This window comes from Microbacterium sp. WCS2018Hpa-9, assembly GCF_031843745.1.
Lineage (GTDB): Bacteria > Actinomycetota > Actinomycetes > Actinomycetales > Microbacteriaceae > Microbacterium.
The window spans coordinates 570,050-586,589 of the sequence record NZ_JAVTIY010000002.1; the positions used below are offsets into that span (position 1 = coordinate 570,050).

Annotated in this window: 15 protein-coding genes and 1 pseudogene; 8 read left to right on the forward strand and 8 right to left on the reverse strand. The window is 67.9% G+C overall.

The annotated features are described in order from the left end of the window. Positions 1-235 precede the first annotated feature (235 nt). Both RQG82_RS06615 and RQG82_RS06620 read left to right on the forward strand, forming a co-directional pair. Positions 236-583: pseudogene (locus tag RQG82_RS06615) on the forward strand (molybdopterin-dependent oxidoreductase); the annotation flags it as partial. Between the two features lie 182 nt (positions 584-765). Further along, positions 766-2,154 carry a molybdopterin dinucleotide binding domain-containing protein gene (locus RQG82_RS06620; protein ID WP_311258309.1) on the forward strand — a complete coding sequence of 463 codons (1,389 nt, stop codon included), beginning with the start codon at positions 766-768 and terminating at the stop codon, positions 2,152-2,154. 22 nt (positions 2,155-2,176) lie between these two features. Here RQG82_RS06620 and RQG82_RS06625 read toward each other — a convergent pair whose 3' ends face one another. Continuing rightward, positions 2,177-2,626, reverse strand: a complete 450-nt coding sequence (locus RQG82_RS06625; RefSeq protein WP_140035690.1) for a MarR family winged helix-turn-helix transcriptional regulator — start codon at positions 2,624-2,626, stop codon at positions 2,177-2,179. A gap of 113 nt (positions 2,627-2,739) precedes the next feature. Between RQG82_RS06625 and RQG82_RS06630 the strand changes: the two genes are divergently transcribed. Continuing rightward, on the forward strand, positions 2,740-3,927 hold the full coding sequence (locus tag RQG82_RS06630; RefSeq protein ID WP_311258310.1) for an MFS transporter: 1,188 nt from the start codon (positions 2,740-2,742) through the stop codon (positions 3,925-3,927). 86 nt (positions 3,928-4,013) lie between these two features. Beyond that, the gene (locus tag RQG82_RS06635; protein ID WP_311258330.1) at positions 4,014-4,799 is read left to right on the forward strand and encodes an aldo/keto reductase; all 786 of its coding nucleotides are present in this window, start codon (positions 4,014-4,016) and stop codon (positions 4,797-4,799) included. A 29-nt stretch (positions 4,800-4,828) separates the two neighbouring features. On the opposite strand, the gene RQG82_RS06640 is transcribed toward RQG82_RS06635, so the two are convergent. Further along, on the reverse strand, positions 4,829-5,647 hold the full coding sequence (locus RQG82_RS06640) for a shikimate 5-dehydrogenase (RefSeq protein WP_311258311.1): 819 nt from the start codon (positions 5,645-5,647) through the stop codon (positions 4,829-4,831). Between the two features lie 544 nt (positions 5,648-6,191). Here RQG82_RS06640 and RQG82_RS06645 point away from each other — a divergent pair. Beyond that, positions 6,192-6,398, forward strand: coding sequence for a cold-shock protein (locus tag RQG82_RS06645; protein ID WP_042540947.1), 207 nt, complete (start codon positions 6,192-6,194; stop codon positions 6,396-6,398). A 117-nt stretch (positions 6,399-6,515) separates the two neighbouring features. Here the strand turns inward: RQG82_RS06645 and RQG82_RS06650 are convergent, their stop codons facing one another. From RQG82_RS06650 to RQG82_RS06660, 3 genes are all read right to left on the reverse strand, one after another. Next, positions 6,516-7,181: an HAD hydrolase-like protein gene (locus RQG82_RS06650; RefSeq protein ID WP_311258312.1), complete on the reverse strand. Its 666-nt coding sequence runs from the start codon at positions 7,179-7,181 to the stop codon at positions 6,516-6,518. A 63-nt stretch (positions 7,182-7,244) separates the two neighbouring features. Further along, complete coding sequence (gene nucS / locus RQG82_RS06655; RefSeq protein ID WP_042540943.1) at positions 7,245-7,940, reverse strand: endonuclease NucS; 696 nt, start codon at positions 7,938-7,940, stop codon at positions 7,245-7,247. A gap of 163 nt (positions 7,941-8,103) precedes the next feature. Continuing rightward, positions 8,104-9,354 carry an MFS transporter gene (locus RQG82_RS06660; RefSeq protein WP_311258313.1) on the reverse strand — a complete coding sequence of 417 codons (1,251 nt, stop codon included), beginning with the start codon at positions 9,352-9,354 and terminating at the stop codon, positions 8,104-8,106. Positions 9,355-9,413: 59 nt separating this feature from the next. On the opposite strand from RQG82_RS06660, the gene RQG82_RS06665 reads away from it, so the two are divergent. Further along, positions 9,414-10,475, forward strand: a complete 1,062-nt coding sequence (locus RQG82_RS06665; protein ID WP_311258314.1) for a LacI family DNA-binding transcriptional regulator — start codon at positions 9,414-9,416, stop codon at positions 10,473-10,475. A 14-nt stretch (positions 10,476-10,489) separates the two neighbouring features. Here RQG82_RS06665 and RQG82_RS06670 read toward each other — a convergent pair whose 3' ends face one another. The 3 genes from RQG82_RS06670 to RQG82_RS06680 are packed head-to-tail and all read right to left on the reverse strand — an operon-like array spanning position 10,490 to position 13,702. Further along, positions 10,490-11,989: a hypothetical protein gene (locus RQG82_RS06670; RefSeq protein ID WP_311258315.1), complete on the reverse strand. Its 1,500-nt coding sequence runs from the start codon at positions 11,987-11,989 to the stop codon at positions 10,490-10,492. 46 nt (positions 11,990-12,035) lie between these two features. After that, complete coding sequence (locus tag RQG82_RS06675) at positions 12,036-12,362, reverse strand: L-rhamnose mutarotase (protein ID WP_311258316.1); 327 nt, start codon at positions 12,360-12,362, stop codon at positions 12,036-12,038. A gap of 11 nt (positions 12,363-12,373) precedes the next feature. After that, positions 12,374-13,702: an alpha-L-fucosidase gene (locus RQG82_RS06680; protein ID WP_311258317.1), complete on the reverse strand. Its 1,329-nt coding sequence runs from the start codon at positions 13,700-13,702 to the stop codon at positions 12,374-12,376. Positions 13,703-13,788: 86 nt separating this feature from the next. Between RQG82_RS06680 and RQG82_RS06685 the strand changes: the two genes are divergently transcribed. Together RQG82_RS06685 and RQG82_RS06690 are read left to right on the forward strand one after the other, a co-directional pair. After that, complete coding sequence (locus RQG82_RS06685; protein ID WP_311258318.1) at positions 13,789-15,132, forward strand: alpha-L-fucosidase; 1,344 nt, start codon at positions 13,789-13,791, stop codon at positions 15,130-15,132. Between the two features lie 79 nt (positions 15,133-15,211). Further along, a complete protein-coding gene (locus RQG82_RS06690; RefSeq protein ID WP_311258319.1) occupies positions 15,212-16,468 on the forward strand; it encodes an extracellular solute-binding protein in 1,257 nt (418 codons plus the stop codon). Positions 16,469-16,540: the final 72 nt, after the last annotated feature.

The following is a 16,540-nucleotide window of genomic DNA, read 5'->3' on the forward strand; positions in this document are numbered from 1 at the left end:
GCTCGCGATGCTGCAGATGAATCACCCCGTATCGGGCTACGACTGTCCCGGATGCGCCTGGCCCGACGACCCGGGCAATCTGAAACTCGACATCTGCGAGAACGGCATCAAGCACGTCACCTGGGAGATGACGCGCAAGCGGGTCGACCGTCGCTTCTTCGCCGAGCACACCGTGACGGAGCTCGCGACCTGGCCCGACTTCGACCTCGAAGACCAGGGACGCCTGACCGAGCCGATGGTCTACGACGCGGTCAGCGATCACTACGTTCCGATCACGTGGGACGACGCGTTCGTGCTGGTCGGCGACGAGCTGCAGGCGCTCGACAGCCCTGACGAGGCCGCCTTCTACACGTCAGGGCGCCTGAGCAACGAGGCGACGTTCCTCTATCAGCTGATGGTGCGCGAGTACGGCACGAACAACCTGCCCGACTGCTCGAACATGTGCCACGAGGCCTCGGGCCGCGCGCTCAAAGCCTCGATCGCTACCGGCAAGGGAACGGTCGACCTGCACGACTGGGACGAGTGCGACGCGCTCTTCGTGCTCGGCGTGAACGCGGCGTCCAACGCCCCGCGCATGCTCACGGCGCTGGCGGATGCCGTGAAGCGCGGCGCCCAGGTCGTGCACGTCAACCCGCTCGTCGAGGCCGCCGCCACCCGCACGATCGTGCCGCACGACTTCGTCGACATGGCGCGGTTCAAGGCGACAGGCACGAGCACCATGAACCTGCAGGTGCGCCCGGCGGTGACCTCGCTCTCATCAGAGGCATGTCGAAGGTCGTCTTCGAGGCCGCCGACACCGACCCTTCGGTGCTCGACTCGGAGTTCCTCGGCACTCTCACGAATGGCGTCGACGTGTACCGCGAGCTGGTCGCGGCCACGCCATGGGTCGACCTCGTAGCCCAGTCGGGGCTCACCGAGGAGCAGATCCGCGCGGCCGCGGCGGTGTACCTGGGGTCGGAGCGCACGGTCATCAGCTGGTGCCTCGGCGTGAGCCAGCACGAGCACGGCGTCGATACCGTTCGCGAGATCGTCAACCTGCTGCTGCTGCGGGGCAACATCGGGCGTCGGGGCGCGGGGCCTTCTCCGATCCGCGGGCACAGCAACGTGCAGGGCAATCGCACCTGCGGCATCGACCATCACCCCACGGATGCCTGGCTCGACCGTCTCGCTGAGGCATGCAGGATCGATCCGCCGCGGCATCCCGGACTCGACACGGTGCGCACGATCGAGGCGATGCACGACGGACGCGTCAAGGTGTTCGTCGGCATGGGAGGCAACTTCGTGCTCGCGGCCCCCGACACCCCGTTCACGGCACAGGGACTCGAGAAGTGCCGCCTGACGGTGCAGGTGAGCACCAAGCTCAACCGCAGCCACCTCGTGCATGGCGAGAAGGCGCTGATCCTGCCCTGCCTCGGTCGCACCGAGCGTGACCAGCAGGCGCAGGGTCCGCAGGGCACCACGGTCGAGGACGCGATGAGCATGGTGCACCTCTCGATGGGGCGCAAGCAGCCGGCATCCGCGTATCTGAGGTCGGAGCCGGCGATCATCGCCGGCATGGCGAAGGCGACGCTGCCCCACACCGCCACGCCTTGGGACTGGTACGTCGGCGACTACGACAACATCCGCGATGTGATGGCCAAGGTGCTGCCGGGGTTCGAGGGGTTCAACGACCTGATCCGCGACAGGCACGGGTTCCGCATCCCGCAGCCGGCTCGGGAGCGGGTGTTCGAGACGCCGTCAGGTCGTGCCGAGTTCTCGCACGCGCCGCTGCCGAACGTCATCCCCGAGTCGGCCGAGACGCTGGTGCTGCAGACCATGCGCTCGCATGACCAGTGGAACACCACGATCTATTCGAACGACGACCGCTATCGGGGCGTGAAGAACCTGCGAGAGCTCGTGTTTTTGCACGAGGACGACATGCGAGATCGCGGGCTCGTCGAAGGCGATCTGGTCGACATCGTGTCGACCTCGAAAGACGGGTCGACGCGGATGCTGACAGCATTCCGCGCCGTGCCCTACGACCTGCCGCGCGGCAGCGCCGCCGGCTACATGCCCGAGATGAACGTGCTGATCGGACGCAAGGACTTCAGCGCGCAGAGCGACCAGCCGCTGATGAAGAGCATCCAGGTGACGATCTCGCGCACGGGGGCGTGAGCGGCGCCGCGCTCGCCGCGGCTCAGGCGTCGACGGTCACAGCCTGCAAGGCGTGCACGACGGGTGCGAGCTCTGGCTGCGTGACAGCCTCTCCGAGAGCTCGTTCGAGCGTCTCGTCGTGGATCGGGTGGGCCTGCTCGTAGAGCGCCTGGCCGGCCGCGGTGAGCTCGGTGTAGATGCCGCGGCGGTCGTCGGCGCAGAGGATGCGGGTGAGCAGCCCGCGGTCTTCGAGGCGCGTGACGAGTCTGGTCGTCGCGCTCGGGCTCAGAGCCGTCGCACGGGCGAGCTGCTGCATCCGCATGTGCCAGCCGTCTTGCCGGCTGAGGGCGTCGAGCACCGTGTACTCGACGACCGAGAGGCCGACCGAGGCGCCGAGCGCCTTCTCGAGATCGGCCTCGATGATGCCATGCAGTGCCGCGAGCGTTCGCCAGCCGCGCGCGCGGATCTCGACAGCGTCGTCTGAGATGCCCACTGTGACCTCCGAAGTAGTTGCTTGCGCCGAATAGTTGCGTGTGCAATGATTATCCGTCGGACGCAATATCCCGCGTCTGCAACTACTCTACCAGAGGACCACGGAGCACACCCATGCCACTCGGACTCATCGCACTCGCCATCGGCGCCTTCGGGATCGGTCTCACCGAATTCGTGATCATGGGCCTGCTGCCCGAGGTCGCCTCCGATTTCGGCGTCACCGAGGCCACGGCCGGCTGGCTCATCTCGGGCTACGCGCTGAGCGTCGTCGTCGGTGCCCTCGGCCTCACCGCCGCCACCACGCGGCTGCCGCGCAAGCCCGTGCTGCTCGGCCTCGTCGTGCTGTTCATCGTGGGCAATGCGATCACGGCCCTCGCCCCCGACTACACGGTGGCCATGATCGGCCGCATCGTCGCCGCCCTGTGCCACGGGGCGTTCTTCGGCATCGGATCGGTCGTCGCGGCCGAGCTGGTCGCCCCCGAGAAGAAGGCGCGGGCGATCGCGATCATGTTCACCGGCCTCACAGCGGCCAACGTGTTCGGCGTTCCCTTCGGCACCTTCCTCGGACAGCAGTTCGGCTGGCGCTCGACGTTCTGGGTGATCTCGGTCATCGGCGTCGTCGCCTTCGCCGGCATCGCGCTGCTCGTCACCGCCCCGAAGTCGGCGGGTGCGCAGGTGAGTCTGCGCAGCGAGCTCCGCGCCTTCCGATCGGGTCAGGTGTGGCTCTCGCTCATCGTCACAGCCCTCGCGTTCGGCGGCATGTTCGGTGCCTTCACCTACATCGCCTACACACTCACCGACGTCACAGGATTCGCCGACACCGCGGTGCCGTGGTTGCTCGTGCTGTTCGGTGCGGGGCTCGTCGCGGGCAACTGGGTCGGCGGACGCCTGGCCGACCGCTCGATCGACCGCACCCTGCTCATCTTCATCTCGGCGCTGGTGGTCGTTCTCGTGCTGTTCGGGTTCTTCGCCTGGTCGCAGCCCGTGACGATCGCGATCCTCGTCGCGATGGGCGCCTTCGGATTCGGCACGGTGCCCGGGCTGCAGAGCCGCATCATGCACTACGCCGGCGGTGCGCCGACCCTCGCCTCCGGCGCCAACATCGGCGCGTTCAACGTCGGCAACGCACTCGGCGCCTGGGCCGGCGGCCTCGGCATCTCGGCAGGACTCGGCTACACCTCGCCCATCTGGATCGGCGCCGCGATCACCGCATCCGCTCTGGTCGTCATGGTGGTCGCCGTGATCATGGCTCGACGCCCGTCACCCGTCACCACCGGCATCCTGCAGACCATCGCCGCGTGACCACTCAGAACCGCAGACAGAACAAGAAGGAATCAGCAGTGAGCATCCCCACCATCCCCACAGTCACCCTGAACAACGGCATCGAGATGCCGCAGCTCGGCTACGGCGTCTTCCAGGTGCCGGATGCCGAGACGACGGCGGCCGTCGCCGCAGCGCTCGACGCCGGATACCGCAGCATCGACACCGCAGCGGTCTACGGAAATGAAGCGGGCGTCGGCCGCGCGATCGCCGAGTCGGGGATCGCGCGCGACGAGCTGTTCGTGACGTCGAAGGTGTGGATCTCCGACCACGGATTCGATGCCACGTTGCGCGCCTACGACGCATCGCTCGAGCGTCTCGGGCTCGACCACCTCGACCTGTATCTGATCCACTGGCCGACGCCGGCTCTGGCGACGTATCCCGAGACCTGGCGTGCGCTCGAGCGTCTCTATGCGGACGGACGGGTCCGGGCGATCGGAGTCTCGAACTTCGAGCCCGAGCATCTCGAACGGCTCACCTCCGAGGGTGGCGTCGTGCCCGCGGTCAACCAGGTCGAGCTGCACCCGGCGCTGCAGAACCGCGCCGTGGCCGAGGCGAACGCCCAGCGAGGGATCGTCACCGAGGCGTGGAGCCCGCTCGCACAGGGCGCCGTACTCGGCGATGCCTCTCTCGTCGAGATCGCCGACCGCCATGGCAAGACCCCTGCGCAGATCGTGCTGCGGTGGCATCTGCAGCAGGGGCGTGTCGTGATTCCCAAGTCGGTGACGCCCGCCCGCATCGCCGAGAACCTCGACGTGTTCGGTTTCGAACTCACCGCCGACGAGCTCGCCGTGGTCGATCTCCTCGAGCGCGACGGCCGCACCGGCCCGCACCCTGCTGAGTTCAACGGCTGAGGCGTGCCCGTGTCATGCGGGCGCGGTGGTCACTGCGCCCGCATGAACTCCTCGGCCGCCTGCACCTGAGCTGTCGAGGGGCGGATGCCGGTGTAGAGCACGAACTGCTCGAGCGCCTGCAGTGTCGCCACCTCGGCGCCGGTGATGACGGTCTTTCCCGCTGCGCGCCCCCCCGCGATCAGCGGAGTCTCGGCAGGCAGGGCGACGACGTCGAACACGACGGATGCCGCCGCGATCTGCTCCTCCGTGAATGACAGCGCATGCTCGTCCGCGCCACCCGCCATGCCGATCGGGGTGATGTTCACGATGATGTCGGCCGTCGCGGCATCCGCATCCGCCGTCCAGCCGAACCCGTAGAGGTCTGCCAGCCCCCGACCGCGCGCTTCGTTGCGAGCGGCGACCGTCACGCGAGCGAAGCCCGCGTCGCGGAATGCGGCGGCCGTGGCCTTGGCCATTCCGCCCGAGCCGCGCAGCAGCACCGATGCCGCAGGATTGAGCGAGTTGCGCTCGATCAGCTGTGCGATCGCGCTGTAGTCGGTGTTGTAGGCCGTGAGCACCCCGTCGTCGTTCACGATGGTGTTCACCGAGTCGATGGCAGTCGCTGAGGAATCCATGCGGTCGACGAGCGCGATCACGTCCTCCTTGAAGGGCATCGAGATCGCGCAGCCGCGGATGCCGAGACCTCGTACGCCGGCGATCGCCTGGCCGAGGTCGGTCGGTGCGAACGCCTTGTAGATCCAGTTGAGGCCGAGCTCCTCATAGAGGAAGTTGTGGAATCGCGTGCCGTTGTTGCTCGGGCGTGCAGACAGCGAGATGCACAGGGTCATGTCCTTGTTCAGCATGGTCACCGCACCAGGCTACTCGCGAGGCGGTGCGGCGCGGATCTTCGCTGATGTCACACGGCGTCAAACGCCCATGGCGAGATCAGACGACCTCCCATAGGGTGAAAGTGCATGCACAGGGGATTGATCGCCTCCGTCTTCCCCAGAGACGACTGCCGTCCCCAGAGGCAAAGGCGATTCGTGCATGCGATTGGGCCCTCTCGAGTAGTTCTGTCCCCAACGGGCTGCTCGAGAGGGCCGCTATCGTTTGTCCCCTTCTCACAATTTTTCGAACTTGTCCCCCAAATGGGGGACAAACGCGTGCCCGAGGGGTAGGCTGGAATCTGACGCACCCTCCGGTCGTCTTCGGCCCTCATCGCTCCCCCCGCGGTGAGGGCCACACCATTTTCTGGGGAAGTTCGTCTGCGCCCGTGGTGTGACCGCGGATGACAGCTCATGCAACATTTGGGTTACGGGCTGACCTCGGGACTTCCGCTCAGCGCGTGCTCCACTAGCGTGGAGCACGTCGGGGCATCCTGCGTCGGCTTCTTTCCAGCAGAACAGGCAGTACATGAGCACCCAGGGCACGGTTAAGTGGTTCAACTCGGAGAAGGGCTTCGGCTTCATCTCCCCCGACGACGGCGGCGCTGACGTTTTCGCGCACTACTCCGCCATCGAGTCATCCGGCTACCGCTCTCTTGAAGAGAACCAGCGAGTCGAGTTCGACGTGGCGCAGGGCCCCAAGGGCCTGCAGGCTGAGAACATCCGTCCGCTCTGAGAGCGGACGTCATAGAACTCCCCGACCGGAGGCCCGCACACGTTGCGACCTTCCGGCGGGGAGTTCTGTGCTTTGTGGGCGTGGATGCCGTGCCCGGGCCCCGGGCTGAGCTCGGTGTCAGTGCAGTAGAAGAGCGCGCAGCTCGTCGGGGGATGCTGCACGGAAGGCCGCCTCGTCGCCTTCGTGCGTGTCGCTGAAGCCCCACTCGACGAAGACCACCGGGACGCCGTTCGCGTTGCCGCCCTCGACATCATGGTGACGGTCGCCGATGAGCACCGGTCGCGAGACGTCGGCGCCGCGGTCGGCCAGGCGGCGCAGCGCCTCGGCCACGATGTCGGTCTTGGACGCGAGGGTCGACTCGTCCGGCGTCGCGCCGACGGTCGAGAGGAAGTACGGGCGGAGTTCGAAGAAGTCGATGATCGCGTCGACCTGGATCTCGGGCTTCGAGCTCGCGGTCGCCTGCGGGATGCCTGCGGAGTGCAGGTCGCGGATGATCTCGGGCACACCGGGGTAGGTTCGGACGTCGGTCGTGTAGCCATCGGCCTTGCCGAGCGTGCGGTAGAAGGTCACGGCCTCGGTCGCCTGCTCGGGCGTCATCCCCGCCTGAGCCTGGAAGGACTGGAACATCGGCGGCCCGATCCAGTGCACCAGCTGCTCGCGCGTGGGAGCGGGGTGACCGAAGTGCGTGAGGGCGACGTTGAGGCGGCGGAGGATGCCGACCGACGCGTCGGCGATGGTGCCGTCGACGTCCCAGAGCACGCACGAGTAGGGGGAAGAAGCCATGCCTTCCAGCCTATGGGCAGTGCGCGCCGCGACCGAACGCGATGAACATCTGTGCAGCTCGCCTCAGAAGAGGCGGGGGATGCCGGACTCGATGCCCTTCATGTCGTCGTAGTCGAGCACGAGGCAGCGGATGCCGCGGTCCTCGGCCAGCACGCGCGCCTGCGGCTTGATCTCCTGTGCAGCGAAGACTCCCTGCACGGGGGCGAGGTGCGGATCGCGGCCCAGCAGCTCGAGGTAGCGGGTGAGCTGCTCGACGCCGTCGATGTCGCCGCGGCGCTTGATCTCGACCGCGATGGCCGCGCCGTCGGCATCCCGCACGAGGAGATCGACGGGGCCGATCGCCGTCGGGTATTCGCGGCGCACCAGGGTCGCGCCGTCCGAGATGCGGTCGACCTGCTCGGCGAGCAGACGCTGCAGGTCGGCTTCGACGCCGTCCTTCTGCAGTCCGGGGTCGACGCCCAGGTCGTGGTTGGTGTCGTGCAGGATCTCGTAGATCTGCACGCGAAGGGCGTCGCCGGTCTTCTTGTGAGTGACGCGCCAGACCTCGGTGACGCCGGCGATCGATTCCTCCTCACCAGGCTCCTCGGATGCGAGAGAGCAGGGCGGGCTCATCCAGTTCAGCGGCTTGTAGCTGCCGCCGTCGGAGTGCACGAGCAGACTCCCGTCTCCCTTGTGCACGAGCAGACGCGTGGCAAGCGGGAGGTGGGCATTGAGCCGGCCCGTGTAATCCACGGAGCAGCGGGCGATGACGAGACGCACCCGTCGAGCCTACTTCGTCGGGCGCACTCCTTCTGCGGTGACGGATGCCGTTGCCGGTGTTTCCACACCGACCGGGGTCAGGTGAAGACGGAGATCGGCGAGGTGAAGATCGCCATCGCGCGACTCGAGGGCCCGGCGCCACTCCTTCTCGTCGCCCGCTGATCTACGAGGCTGACGTCGAGCCGGCGAACTCCGTCGACATCTCGTCCTTGCGCAGCGGGCGGGCCGCACCGGAGAACAGGCCGGAGAGCACGACCAGTCCCACGAGGATGTAGAGCGTGTTGAGCAGGCCGATGTGCTCGCTGATGAAGCCGAGCACGGGCGGGCCGCCGAGGAACGAGATGTAGCCGATCGTCGCCGCTGCGCTCACGCGCGCGGCCGCCTTGGCTGGATCGTCTGCCGCGGCCGACATTCCGAGGGGGAAGCCGAGCGATGCGCCGACGCCCCACAGTGCAGCACCCACGAAGACCAGCGGAAGGCTCGGCGCCAGGATGAACAGCAGGATGCCGGAGGCCGCCGCCACCGAGAGGATGCGCAGCACGGCGACGCGTCCGAACCGGTCTACCAACGGGCCGCCGAATACGCGCACCACGGTCATCGCGACCGAGAACGTGGCGAGGGCGGCAGCGCCGAGCGCGGTTCCGCCGCCGTGGTCCTCCGCGACGCCGAGGGCCAGCCAGTCGTTGGCGCCGCCCTCCGCGAACGACATGCCGAGCATCACCACGCCGATCGCGTAGGTGCGCGGTTCGCGCCAGGCCGACATGGCGACGTGCATGCGCTCTCGCCAGTGCGCCTTCTCGCCGTCATCCGTCGTCGGGTCGAGCGCTTCGGCACGACGGGGGACGCTGGCGATGCTGATGACGCCGATGGTGGCGATCGCCACCGCGACGACGAGGGTGTGCGTGAAGACGTTGATCTGCAGCTGGGCGGCCAGGGCGCCGAGGCCGGCGCCGATCACGGTGCCGAAGCTGAAGAAGGCGTGGAAGAGCGGAAGGATCGTCTTGCCCGAGTGCTGCTCGATCGCGGTGGCCTCGACGTTCATCATGACGTCGACGCAGCCGTTGCCGAGGCCGAACAGCACGAGACCGATCAGCACCACCGAGTACGAACCCAGCACGTTGGCGCCGATGCCGATCAGGGCGACGCCGGAGGCGAACGTGAAGATCGAAACCATCATGCCGAGGCGTGCGCCGGTGCGCGCCATGATCGCCGGGCTGGTCGAGATGCCGATGATCGAGGCGATGCCCGCACCGAGCAGCAGCATGCCGACCTGCGCCTTGTCGACCTCGAGCGCGAGCTTGATGTCGGGGACTCGCGACGCCCAGGTCGCGATCGACAGACCGCTGGCGAGGAAGATCGCGAAGATCGCGGTGCGCCAGCGCACATACTGCGATCGGGAGAGAGCCGTGTCCATGTCGCACAGCATATCGAATCGATTCGATGATCCGGAACCCGGGGAGCTATCCTCGGAGTATGACGAGCCACGACAGCCCGCGCCGAGCGACGATCGCCGATGTCGCACGCCAGGCGGGAGTAGCGACGTCGACGGCATCCGTCGTCTTCAGCGGCAAGACCAACGTCGCGCCTGCCACACGCGAGCGGGTGCTCGCCGCGGCGGCAGAACTCGGGTACGCCGGGCCCGACCCTCGTGCGGCCTCGCTGCGCCGAGGACGCAGCGGAATCGTGGCCGTGGTGCTCGAGGGGCATCTGCGCGCGGCCTTCCTCGACCCCGTGACCACCGCCATGATGGACGGCCTCACCGATGGCATGGCCGACCTCAGCGCCGGCATCCTGCTGATGCGCGACGAGCCGGGCGATGACGGATCGTCGCTGTCGAGCGCACCGGTCGACGCGGTCGTGCTGATCGGATGCTCGGGGCGCGCCAAGGCATCGCTCGACATCGTCCGCAGTCGTGGACTGCCCGTGGTCGTGATCGAGGGCGACGCCGGGGAGGGCATCCCGAGGATCACCCTCGACAACGCCGCCGCTGCCGCGGACGTCGCCAGGCACCTGCGCGATCTCGGTCACCGCGACGTGGCGCTCGTCACTCTGCCGCTCGACACGGGCCGCGAGCGGGGCCCGGTCACGCAGGAGCGCATCGACGCGGCGACGGTCGATGTGACGATCGATCGCCTTGCGGGCATGCGCGAGATCTTCCCCGACGCACCGGCGATCTCGGCGGGAGGCAGCTTCATCGACGAGGGCCTCCTCGCGGGGCGACGGCTGCTGGCGGATGCCGAGACGAGGCCGACGGCGATTCTCGCGCAGAGCGACCTGATCGCGGTGGGCGTCATCCGCGCGGCGGAGGAGCTGGGTCTGCGCGTGCCCGAAGACCTGTCGGTCGCAGGATTCGACGGCATCGCCGCCGATGGGCTCGGCGACCTCGTGCTCACGACCAGTGTGCAGCCGGCGGTCGAGAAGGGGCGTGCCGCAGGAGAGCAGGTCGCACGGATGCTGCAGGGGGAGCCGGGCCTCACTCTGCACCTCACCTGCCGGTTCCGCGAGGGCACGACCACGGCAGCGCCCGCACGCTGAGCCCGACTCGGGTGTCAGGAGCGCTGCGGGCCTAACGGCAGCGTCTCGGTGCCGAGATCGAGGATCGAGTATCGACCGCAGTCGACGACCCTCTCGGGGAGAACCGCCTCCGGCAGGTCCCACGGCACGGTCTGCGAATCCTCGACGAGGAACGACACCTCCCCGACCGCGAAGTCCGTGCGGTTCACCAGCCAGGCATACGCGTTGAGCTGATGATCGACCTGCACGAGTCGTGAGGGGTCGGCCAGATGCAGTTTGGGCAGGCGCACTGTCCAGAACTGCCCGGCACCGGTGCGACCGGAGGCGTCGACCCAGTCGGTGACGCAGGTGAGATCGGCGTCTGGTCGGGTGGCGGCATCCGCGAGTCGAGGGATGCTGAGCCCCCCGATGGTGAGCAACAGGACCCCGGCCATCACTGCCGCGGTTCGACGTGCACGTTCGCCGACTCGCAGCGCGTGCGGAGTGGCGACGAGTGCGAGCACCGGAGCGAACGTGAACGGCTGCAGATAGCGTGCCGCGTGGGTTCCCAGCGCGATGGCCCCGACGACGACCATGACCGGCGCGACCCAGGCCATCGCGGCGACCAGCTGCGAGCCGGGGTGGCGCGGGCGCACGGTTCGCACGGCGGCAAGCACGAGGAGCGCTGCAGTGATCAGCAGCCCTATCACCCCGACGGGGCTCTGCATCCGCTCGCCGAAGAGCCGTGCGTAATAGTCGATCGACTCGTGCCACTGCGCGGGCTGCACGTACCCGACGCCTGTCTTGGTGATCCATGCCGAAAGTGGAATACGGGACAGGAATCCGAGCGTGGTGCCTGCCAGGAGTACCACGATGATGACCGGCGTACGTGAACGCAGCCGTAGTGATATCGACGCGAAGGCCAGGAGAATCACGAGCGGAAGCGTCGCCCACACCGCGTAGAGCGGGTTCGAAAGGATCGACACGAGGGAGACGACGCCGAGTGCGATCAAAGGCCAGGCTCTGAGCTTGCTGGTGTCGACCATGCGCCGCACGATGCCGATCGTCACGACGGCGCCGACGACGGTGGCGGAGTAGTAGGTGGTGGTCAGTTGCAGCGACGCGAGGTCGAGTGCCTCGCGCGACGCGGACACGTCGGTCATCGCGAGCACGCTGAACACCGCGAGTGCGATCACAGACCAGGCCACGGGGGCCATGCCTGCACGGGCGCGGCCGGCAGTCAGACGGATGGCTCCATAGAGCGCGAGCAGATTGACGACCGCGCTGATCGTGAAGAGGCCGTTCGCATCGACGGGCACTGCCGCGTCGAGGGCGGCGAAGGCCGCGGATTCGGGCAGGAACAGCACGCTCGACATCGCCCAGTCGAGCGGTTCTCCGGAGAGCAGCGAGCGGGCGAGCATCGCGACGACCACCGAGTCGCCGTCGCTGAAGAGCAGGTCGGCTCGGGCTGACGACGCGACCACGCCGACGGTGACGAGCGACACGGCGACAGCGCTCAGCCAGCCAGCCAGCTCCCGCACCCACGCCCGCGTCACGGGGCTACTCTGCCACGACCCCAGAGAAGACAACGGACTTCGCCGGTCAGGCGATCTGCGACCTCAGATCCCAGACCTGTTCGAGAGGCGCGGTGCCCTCGGCGCCGTCCGCATCGCGGAAGACCTCGACGAATCGGCCGATGTCTGCCTGCCATGCGTGGTCGGCAGGGTCGTCCTTCAGGGCGGCGACCGCAGCATCCCAGTCGTCGCAGTCGACGAGGTGGAAGAGGCGGTGACCGGAGCGCCAGATGGTCCAGTCATGGATGCCGATGCTTGAGAAGGTCGCGGCGAGGGCATCGGGGATGCGGGCGTGGTTCGTGCGATAGTCGTCGATCGCGCCGTCGCGGATCTCGGAGTGCAGGGCGATGCGCATGAGTGGGCCTTTCAATCCAGGAGGCGGAACGAGATCGCGACGGGGGTCGCGGCATCCGCCACATCGACCAGGATGGCACCGTCGACGCGCTCTGCCGAAACCTCGGTGTCACCGACACGGGTCGTCTGCACGTCGAGGATGCCCTCGGGATCGGGCAGGCGAACGCGCCCGTTCTGATCGATGACCGCATGCACCGCGTCGTCGGTGCGCGTCCAGCGCAGCCACGGTTCGTCGGACGCCTGCAGTCGCTCCTCCGGTCGCGCGCCGAACACCGCGTGACCGTAGTGGCTGTTCCACTCGCCGAGGCCCTCGAGGGTCTGCCTCTGGAGCTCGGGGATGCGCCCCGACGCCTCGAGTCCGATGTTCAGCAGCAGGTTGCCGCCTCTCGAGACGACGTCGACGAGCAGGCGCACGGCTTCATCGGCCGACAGCAGGTGCTCGCTCGTCTCGTTGCGGTTGTGTCCGAAAGAGAGGCCGATGCCCCGGGTGTTCTCCCACGCCTCGCCCACCTCGACCGCCGTGCCGTGCACGTACTCGCTGGTGCGGAAGTCCCAGTGCGATTCACCCCAGCGGTCGTTCACGACCCCATCCGGCACTCGCGCGTAGAAGGTCTCGAATACGTGCGCGAGACTCTTGGGTCCCGGCTCGATGCCGGCATCCGGCCAGCGGATGTCCCCCCACAGGATGTCGGGGCGGTACCGGTCGATCAGGTCGATGACGTGGTCGTGCGCGTACTCGGCGTAGGCGAAGTCATCGGGGGCGGGGTCGCCGTCGTGCTCGATGGGCGGAAGGTCGGAGAAGTGCCAGTCGAGCCCGCCTGAGTAATAGACGCCGAAGCGGAGTCCCGCGGCGCGGGTGGCCTCGGCGAAAGCTCCGATCAGGTCCTGCTGCGGCCCGCGTGCGACGGTGTTGCGGCCTTCCGTGCCCGGTGCGTCCCACAGAGTGACGCCGTCGTGGTGCTTGGCCGTCGGGATGAAGTAGCCGGCTCCCGTCGCCGCGACGACCGCGAGCACCTCGTCGGCGTCGAACGCCTCGGCCCTCCACTGATCGAGGAAGTCGTCGTAGGGGACTCCGCCGTGCACCTCCTGCTGATGCGCGTGCGCGGGGGAGCCTTCGATGCGGATCGTGTTGGCGTACCACTCGGCATACGGATTATGGGCGTACCACTGCTCTCGCGGCACTGCCCCGAGTGCGCCCGTCGGCTCGGCCCACGCGGGCACGGAGTACGGGCCCCAGTGCACGAAGATCCCGAGCGCCGCACCACGGAACCACTCCGGCAGAGGTCGCTCGAACTCTCGGTAGGCCTCGGGGCGAACGGGGTCGGTCTCGAACATCGCCATCGGAAAGCACCTTTCATCACACCCTTGTGAACCGTTTCGTCTATCACGTATCCTATAGGAAATCTTGAACTCAAGGGAGAGCTTCGATGACTGACGCAGGATTCCGCCGCCCCACCGACCGCATCCCCGGCGGTGAGTGGTTCAGCGGCGCGGGCTTCGGCATCTTCGTGCACTGGGACCAGGCATCGCAGCAGGGGATCGAGATCTCCTGGCCGCTCGTCGGCCGCTCGATCATTCCCGGGGAGGATGCGGTGGAAGATGCCGTGACGGTCGCCGAGTACCAGGCGACGGCCCCGACGTTCGATCCCACCGAGTGGGATGCCGCAGACCTCGCACGCCGTGTGCGCGAGGCGGGCGCCACCTACGTCGTCTTCACCGCGCGGCACCACGCCGGCTACAACATGTTCTTCACCGAGCAGTCCGACTTCGGCGTCGAGCACGGACCCTTCGGCCGCGACATCACGCGCGAGTTCGTCGACGCCGTGCGGGCCGAGGGGCTGAAGGTCGGCATGTACTACAGCCTTCCCGACTGGAACCACCCCGACTACCCGGCGTTCCGCGATGAGGACCTGCCCTACAAGCTGGAGCACTGGCCCGCCGCCGGGCTGGCCGAGTTCGCCGACACCCCCGATGCCACCGATCGCCACCGTCGCTCGTCGCCCGAGGAGTGGTCGCGCTATCTCGAATACGTGCGCGCGCAGCTCACCGAACTGCTCACGAACTACGGACAGATCGACCTGCTGTGGTTCGACGGCGACTGGGAGCGCTCGGCGGTGGAGTGGACCTCTCCCGGCCTGCGTCGTCTGATCAAGGAACTGCAGCCGAACGTCGTCATCAACGACCGTCTTCCGGGTCAGGGCGACTACCGGACGCCCGAGCAGGGGTTCCCGCTCACCCCGCCGACCGGTCCGTGGGAGCTGTGCCTGACGATCGGCGATCACTGGGCATGGCGCAGGGGACCAGACAACGAGAAGTCCGCGCGGTCGCTGCTCGTCACCCTGATCGACGTCGTCGCCCGCGGAGGCAACCTGCTGCTGAACGTCGGCCCCGGCCCCGACGGCACGCTGCCCGCGATCGAGCAGGAGCGTCTGGGGGAGTTCGCCGAGTGGATGCAGTCGCACGCCGAAGCCGTGATCGGCGTCGAGCCCACCGTGGGCATCGACTTCCACGGCCCGACCACCGCACGTGCAGGCCGTCTCTACCTGCACCTGACCGCGCTGCCGGTTGAGGAGATCATCGTGCGCGGCCTGCCGGTGCGCTCGATCACACGCGTGCATCGCCTCGCCGATGACCTCGAGCTGCAGCATGACGCCAGCTTCGAGGTGCACGAGGCATCCCTCGCGGGCGACGACCTGGGTGAGCTGCGAATCGTGGCACCCGCACCCAGCGGCGCGCTGATCGACGTCATCGCCATCGACTTCTCCGAGTAACCGCACCACCCGAACGACCCGAGCGACACCCCCCTCACCCATCGCATCGAATCAGCATCCAATGAAGGAGGCAGACAGAATGAATGCACTCTCATCCCGACGCGTGAAGCGTCTCGTCCTGACCGGGGCCGCGGGCCTCACCGTGGTCGCCCTCGCGGGTTGTGCCAGCGGCGCGGGCGGAGGCGGCGGCGAAGCCGGTGGTCCGCTCGTGCTCTACACCTGGGCCGCGAGCGAGGGCGACCAAGCGCAGTGGGCCGACTTCATCGAAGGCGCTCAGGTCGAGGATCCCGACCTCGACATCACCGTCGAGGGCCCGAGCTTCTCGGACTACTGGACCAAGGTGAAGACCCGCCTCAGCGGCTCGAACCCGCCCTGCCTGCTCACGACGCAGGCCGCTCGGGCACAGGAGCTCGGCGACCTGCTCATGCCCCTCGACGACCTGATCGAGAAGAGCGGCTTCGACATCGACAGCATCGACGCCTCGATGCTCAGCGGAATGACGGTCGACGGCACGATCCGCGCGATCCCCTATGACGCCGAGCCGATCGTGCTCTTCTACAACGTCGAGGCGTTCGAGGCCGCAGGGCTCGACCTGCCGGGCACCGAGTACACGCGCGACCAGTTCGTCTCGGATGCCAAGGCGCTCACCGACGGAGAGAAGAAGGGCCTCGCGCTCGCGCCCGGCATCTTCATCCCCAACGCCTGGTCGCTCGCCGACGGAGTGCCCGCGGTCACGGAAGACGGAGAGCTCGACCTGACCAACTCCGACTTCGTCGACCAGATCCAGAGCTTCTTCGACCTCGTCTCGGTCGAGCAGGTCGCGAAGGCTCCCGAAGCCGCCGACGGCTCGGAAGTGTCGCAGCAGGCGTTCACCTCGGGCGAGGTGCCGATGCTCATCGAGGGCCCCTGGATGTACGGCAGCTTCGCCGACGCCGCCGACTTCACGCTCGGCGTCACGATCGTCCCGTCGACGAGCGGCACGGCAGCCGCAATGACCGCAGGCTCGGGATTCGGCATCGCCGCGAACTGCGACCGCCCCGATGAGGCCTTCGCCGCGATCGAGGCCCTGACCTCGGTGTCGGTGCAGGAGAAGCAGGCCGAGGCCCGTGGCATCGTCCCCTCTCGCATCGAGGCGCTCCCGGCCTGGGCCGAGGGCAAGACCGAGGGTGCAGCTGACGTCGTCGAGGCGCTGCTGGCCGATGCGACGCCGCAGCGCACCACCTCGACCTGGAACCAGGTGGAGACCCTGATGACCCAGTACGGAGTGCAGGGCTACCGGGGTGAGCTGACGGCCGCGGAGATCATGGAGACGATCCAGAACTCGGTCGCGGGCTGAGCGGATGGCGATCATGAGCGACCGGAGCGAGGCGAAGGCCTCCTCTGTGCTGCCCGGCGTGGCGGGGGGGGG

What these genes read in the sequence shown, in the direction of transcription:
- RQG82_RS06620 (WP_311258309.1), top strand. Translation starts at nt 766, where the DNA reads ATGTCGAAGGTCGTCTTCGAGGCCGCCGACACCGACCCTTCGGTGCTC.
- RQG82_RS06630 (WP_311258310.1), top strand. Translation starts at nt 2,740, where the DNA reads ATGCCACTCGGACTCATCGCACTCGCCATCGGCGCCTTCGGGATCGGT.
- RQG82_RS06635 (WP_311258330.1), top strand. Translation starts at nt 4,014, where the DNA reads ATGCCGCAGCTCGGCTACGGCGTCTTCCAGGTGCCGGATGCCGAGACG.
- RQG82_RS06645 (WP_042540947.1), top strand. Translation starts at nt 6,192, where the DNA reads ATGAGCACCCAGGGCACGGTTAAGTGGTTCAACTCGGAGAAGGGCTTC.
- RQG82_RS06650 (WP_311258312.1), bottom strand. Translation starts at nt 7,181, where the DNA reads ATGGCTTCTTCCCCCTACTCGTGCGTGCTCTGGGACGTCGACGGCACC.
- RQG82_RS06660 (WP_311258313.1), bottom strand. Translation starts at nt 9,354, where the DNA reads ATGGACACGGCTCTCTCCCGATCGCAGTATGTGCGCTGGCGCACCGCG.
- RQG82_RS06665 (WP_311258314.1), top strand. Translation starts at nt 9,414, where the DNA reads ATGACGAGCCACGACAGCCCGCGCCGAGCGACGATCGCCGATGTCGCA.
- RQG82_RS06675 (WP_311258316.1), bottom strand. Translation starts at nt 12,362, where the DNA reads ATGCGCATCGCCCTGCACTCCGAGATCCGCGACGGCGCGATCGACGAC.
- RQG82_RS06680 (WP_311258317.1), bottom strand. Translation starts at nt 13,702, where the DNA reads ATGGCGATGTTCGAGACCGACCCCGTTCGCCCCGAGGCCTACCGAGAG.
- RQG82_RS06685 (WP_311258318.1), top strand. Translation starts at nt 13,789, where the DNA reads ATGACTGACGCAGGATTCCGCCGCCCCACCGACCGCATCCCCGGCGGT.
- RQG82_RS06690 (WP_311258319.1), top strand. Translation starts at nt 15,212, where the DNA reads ATGAATGCACTCTCATCCCGACGCGTGAAGCGTCTCGTCCTGACCGGG.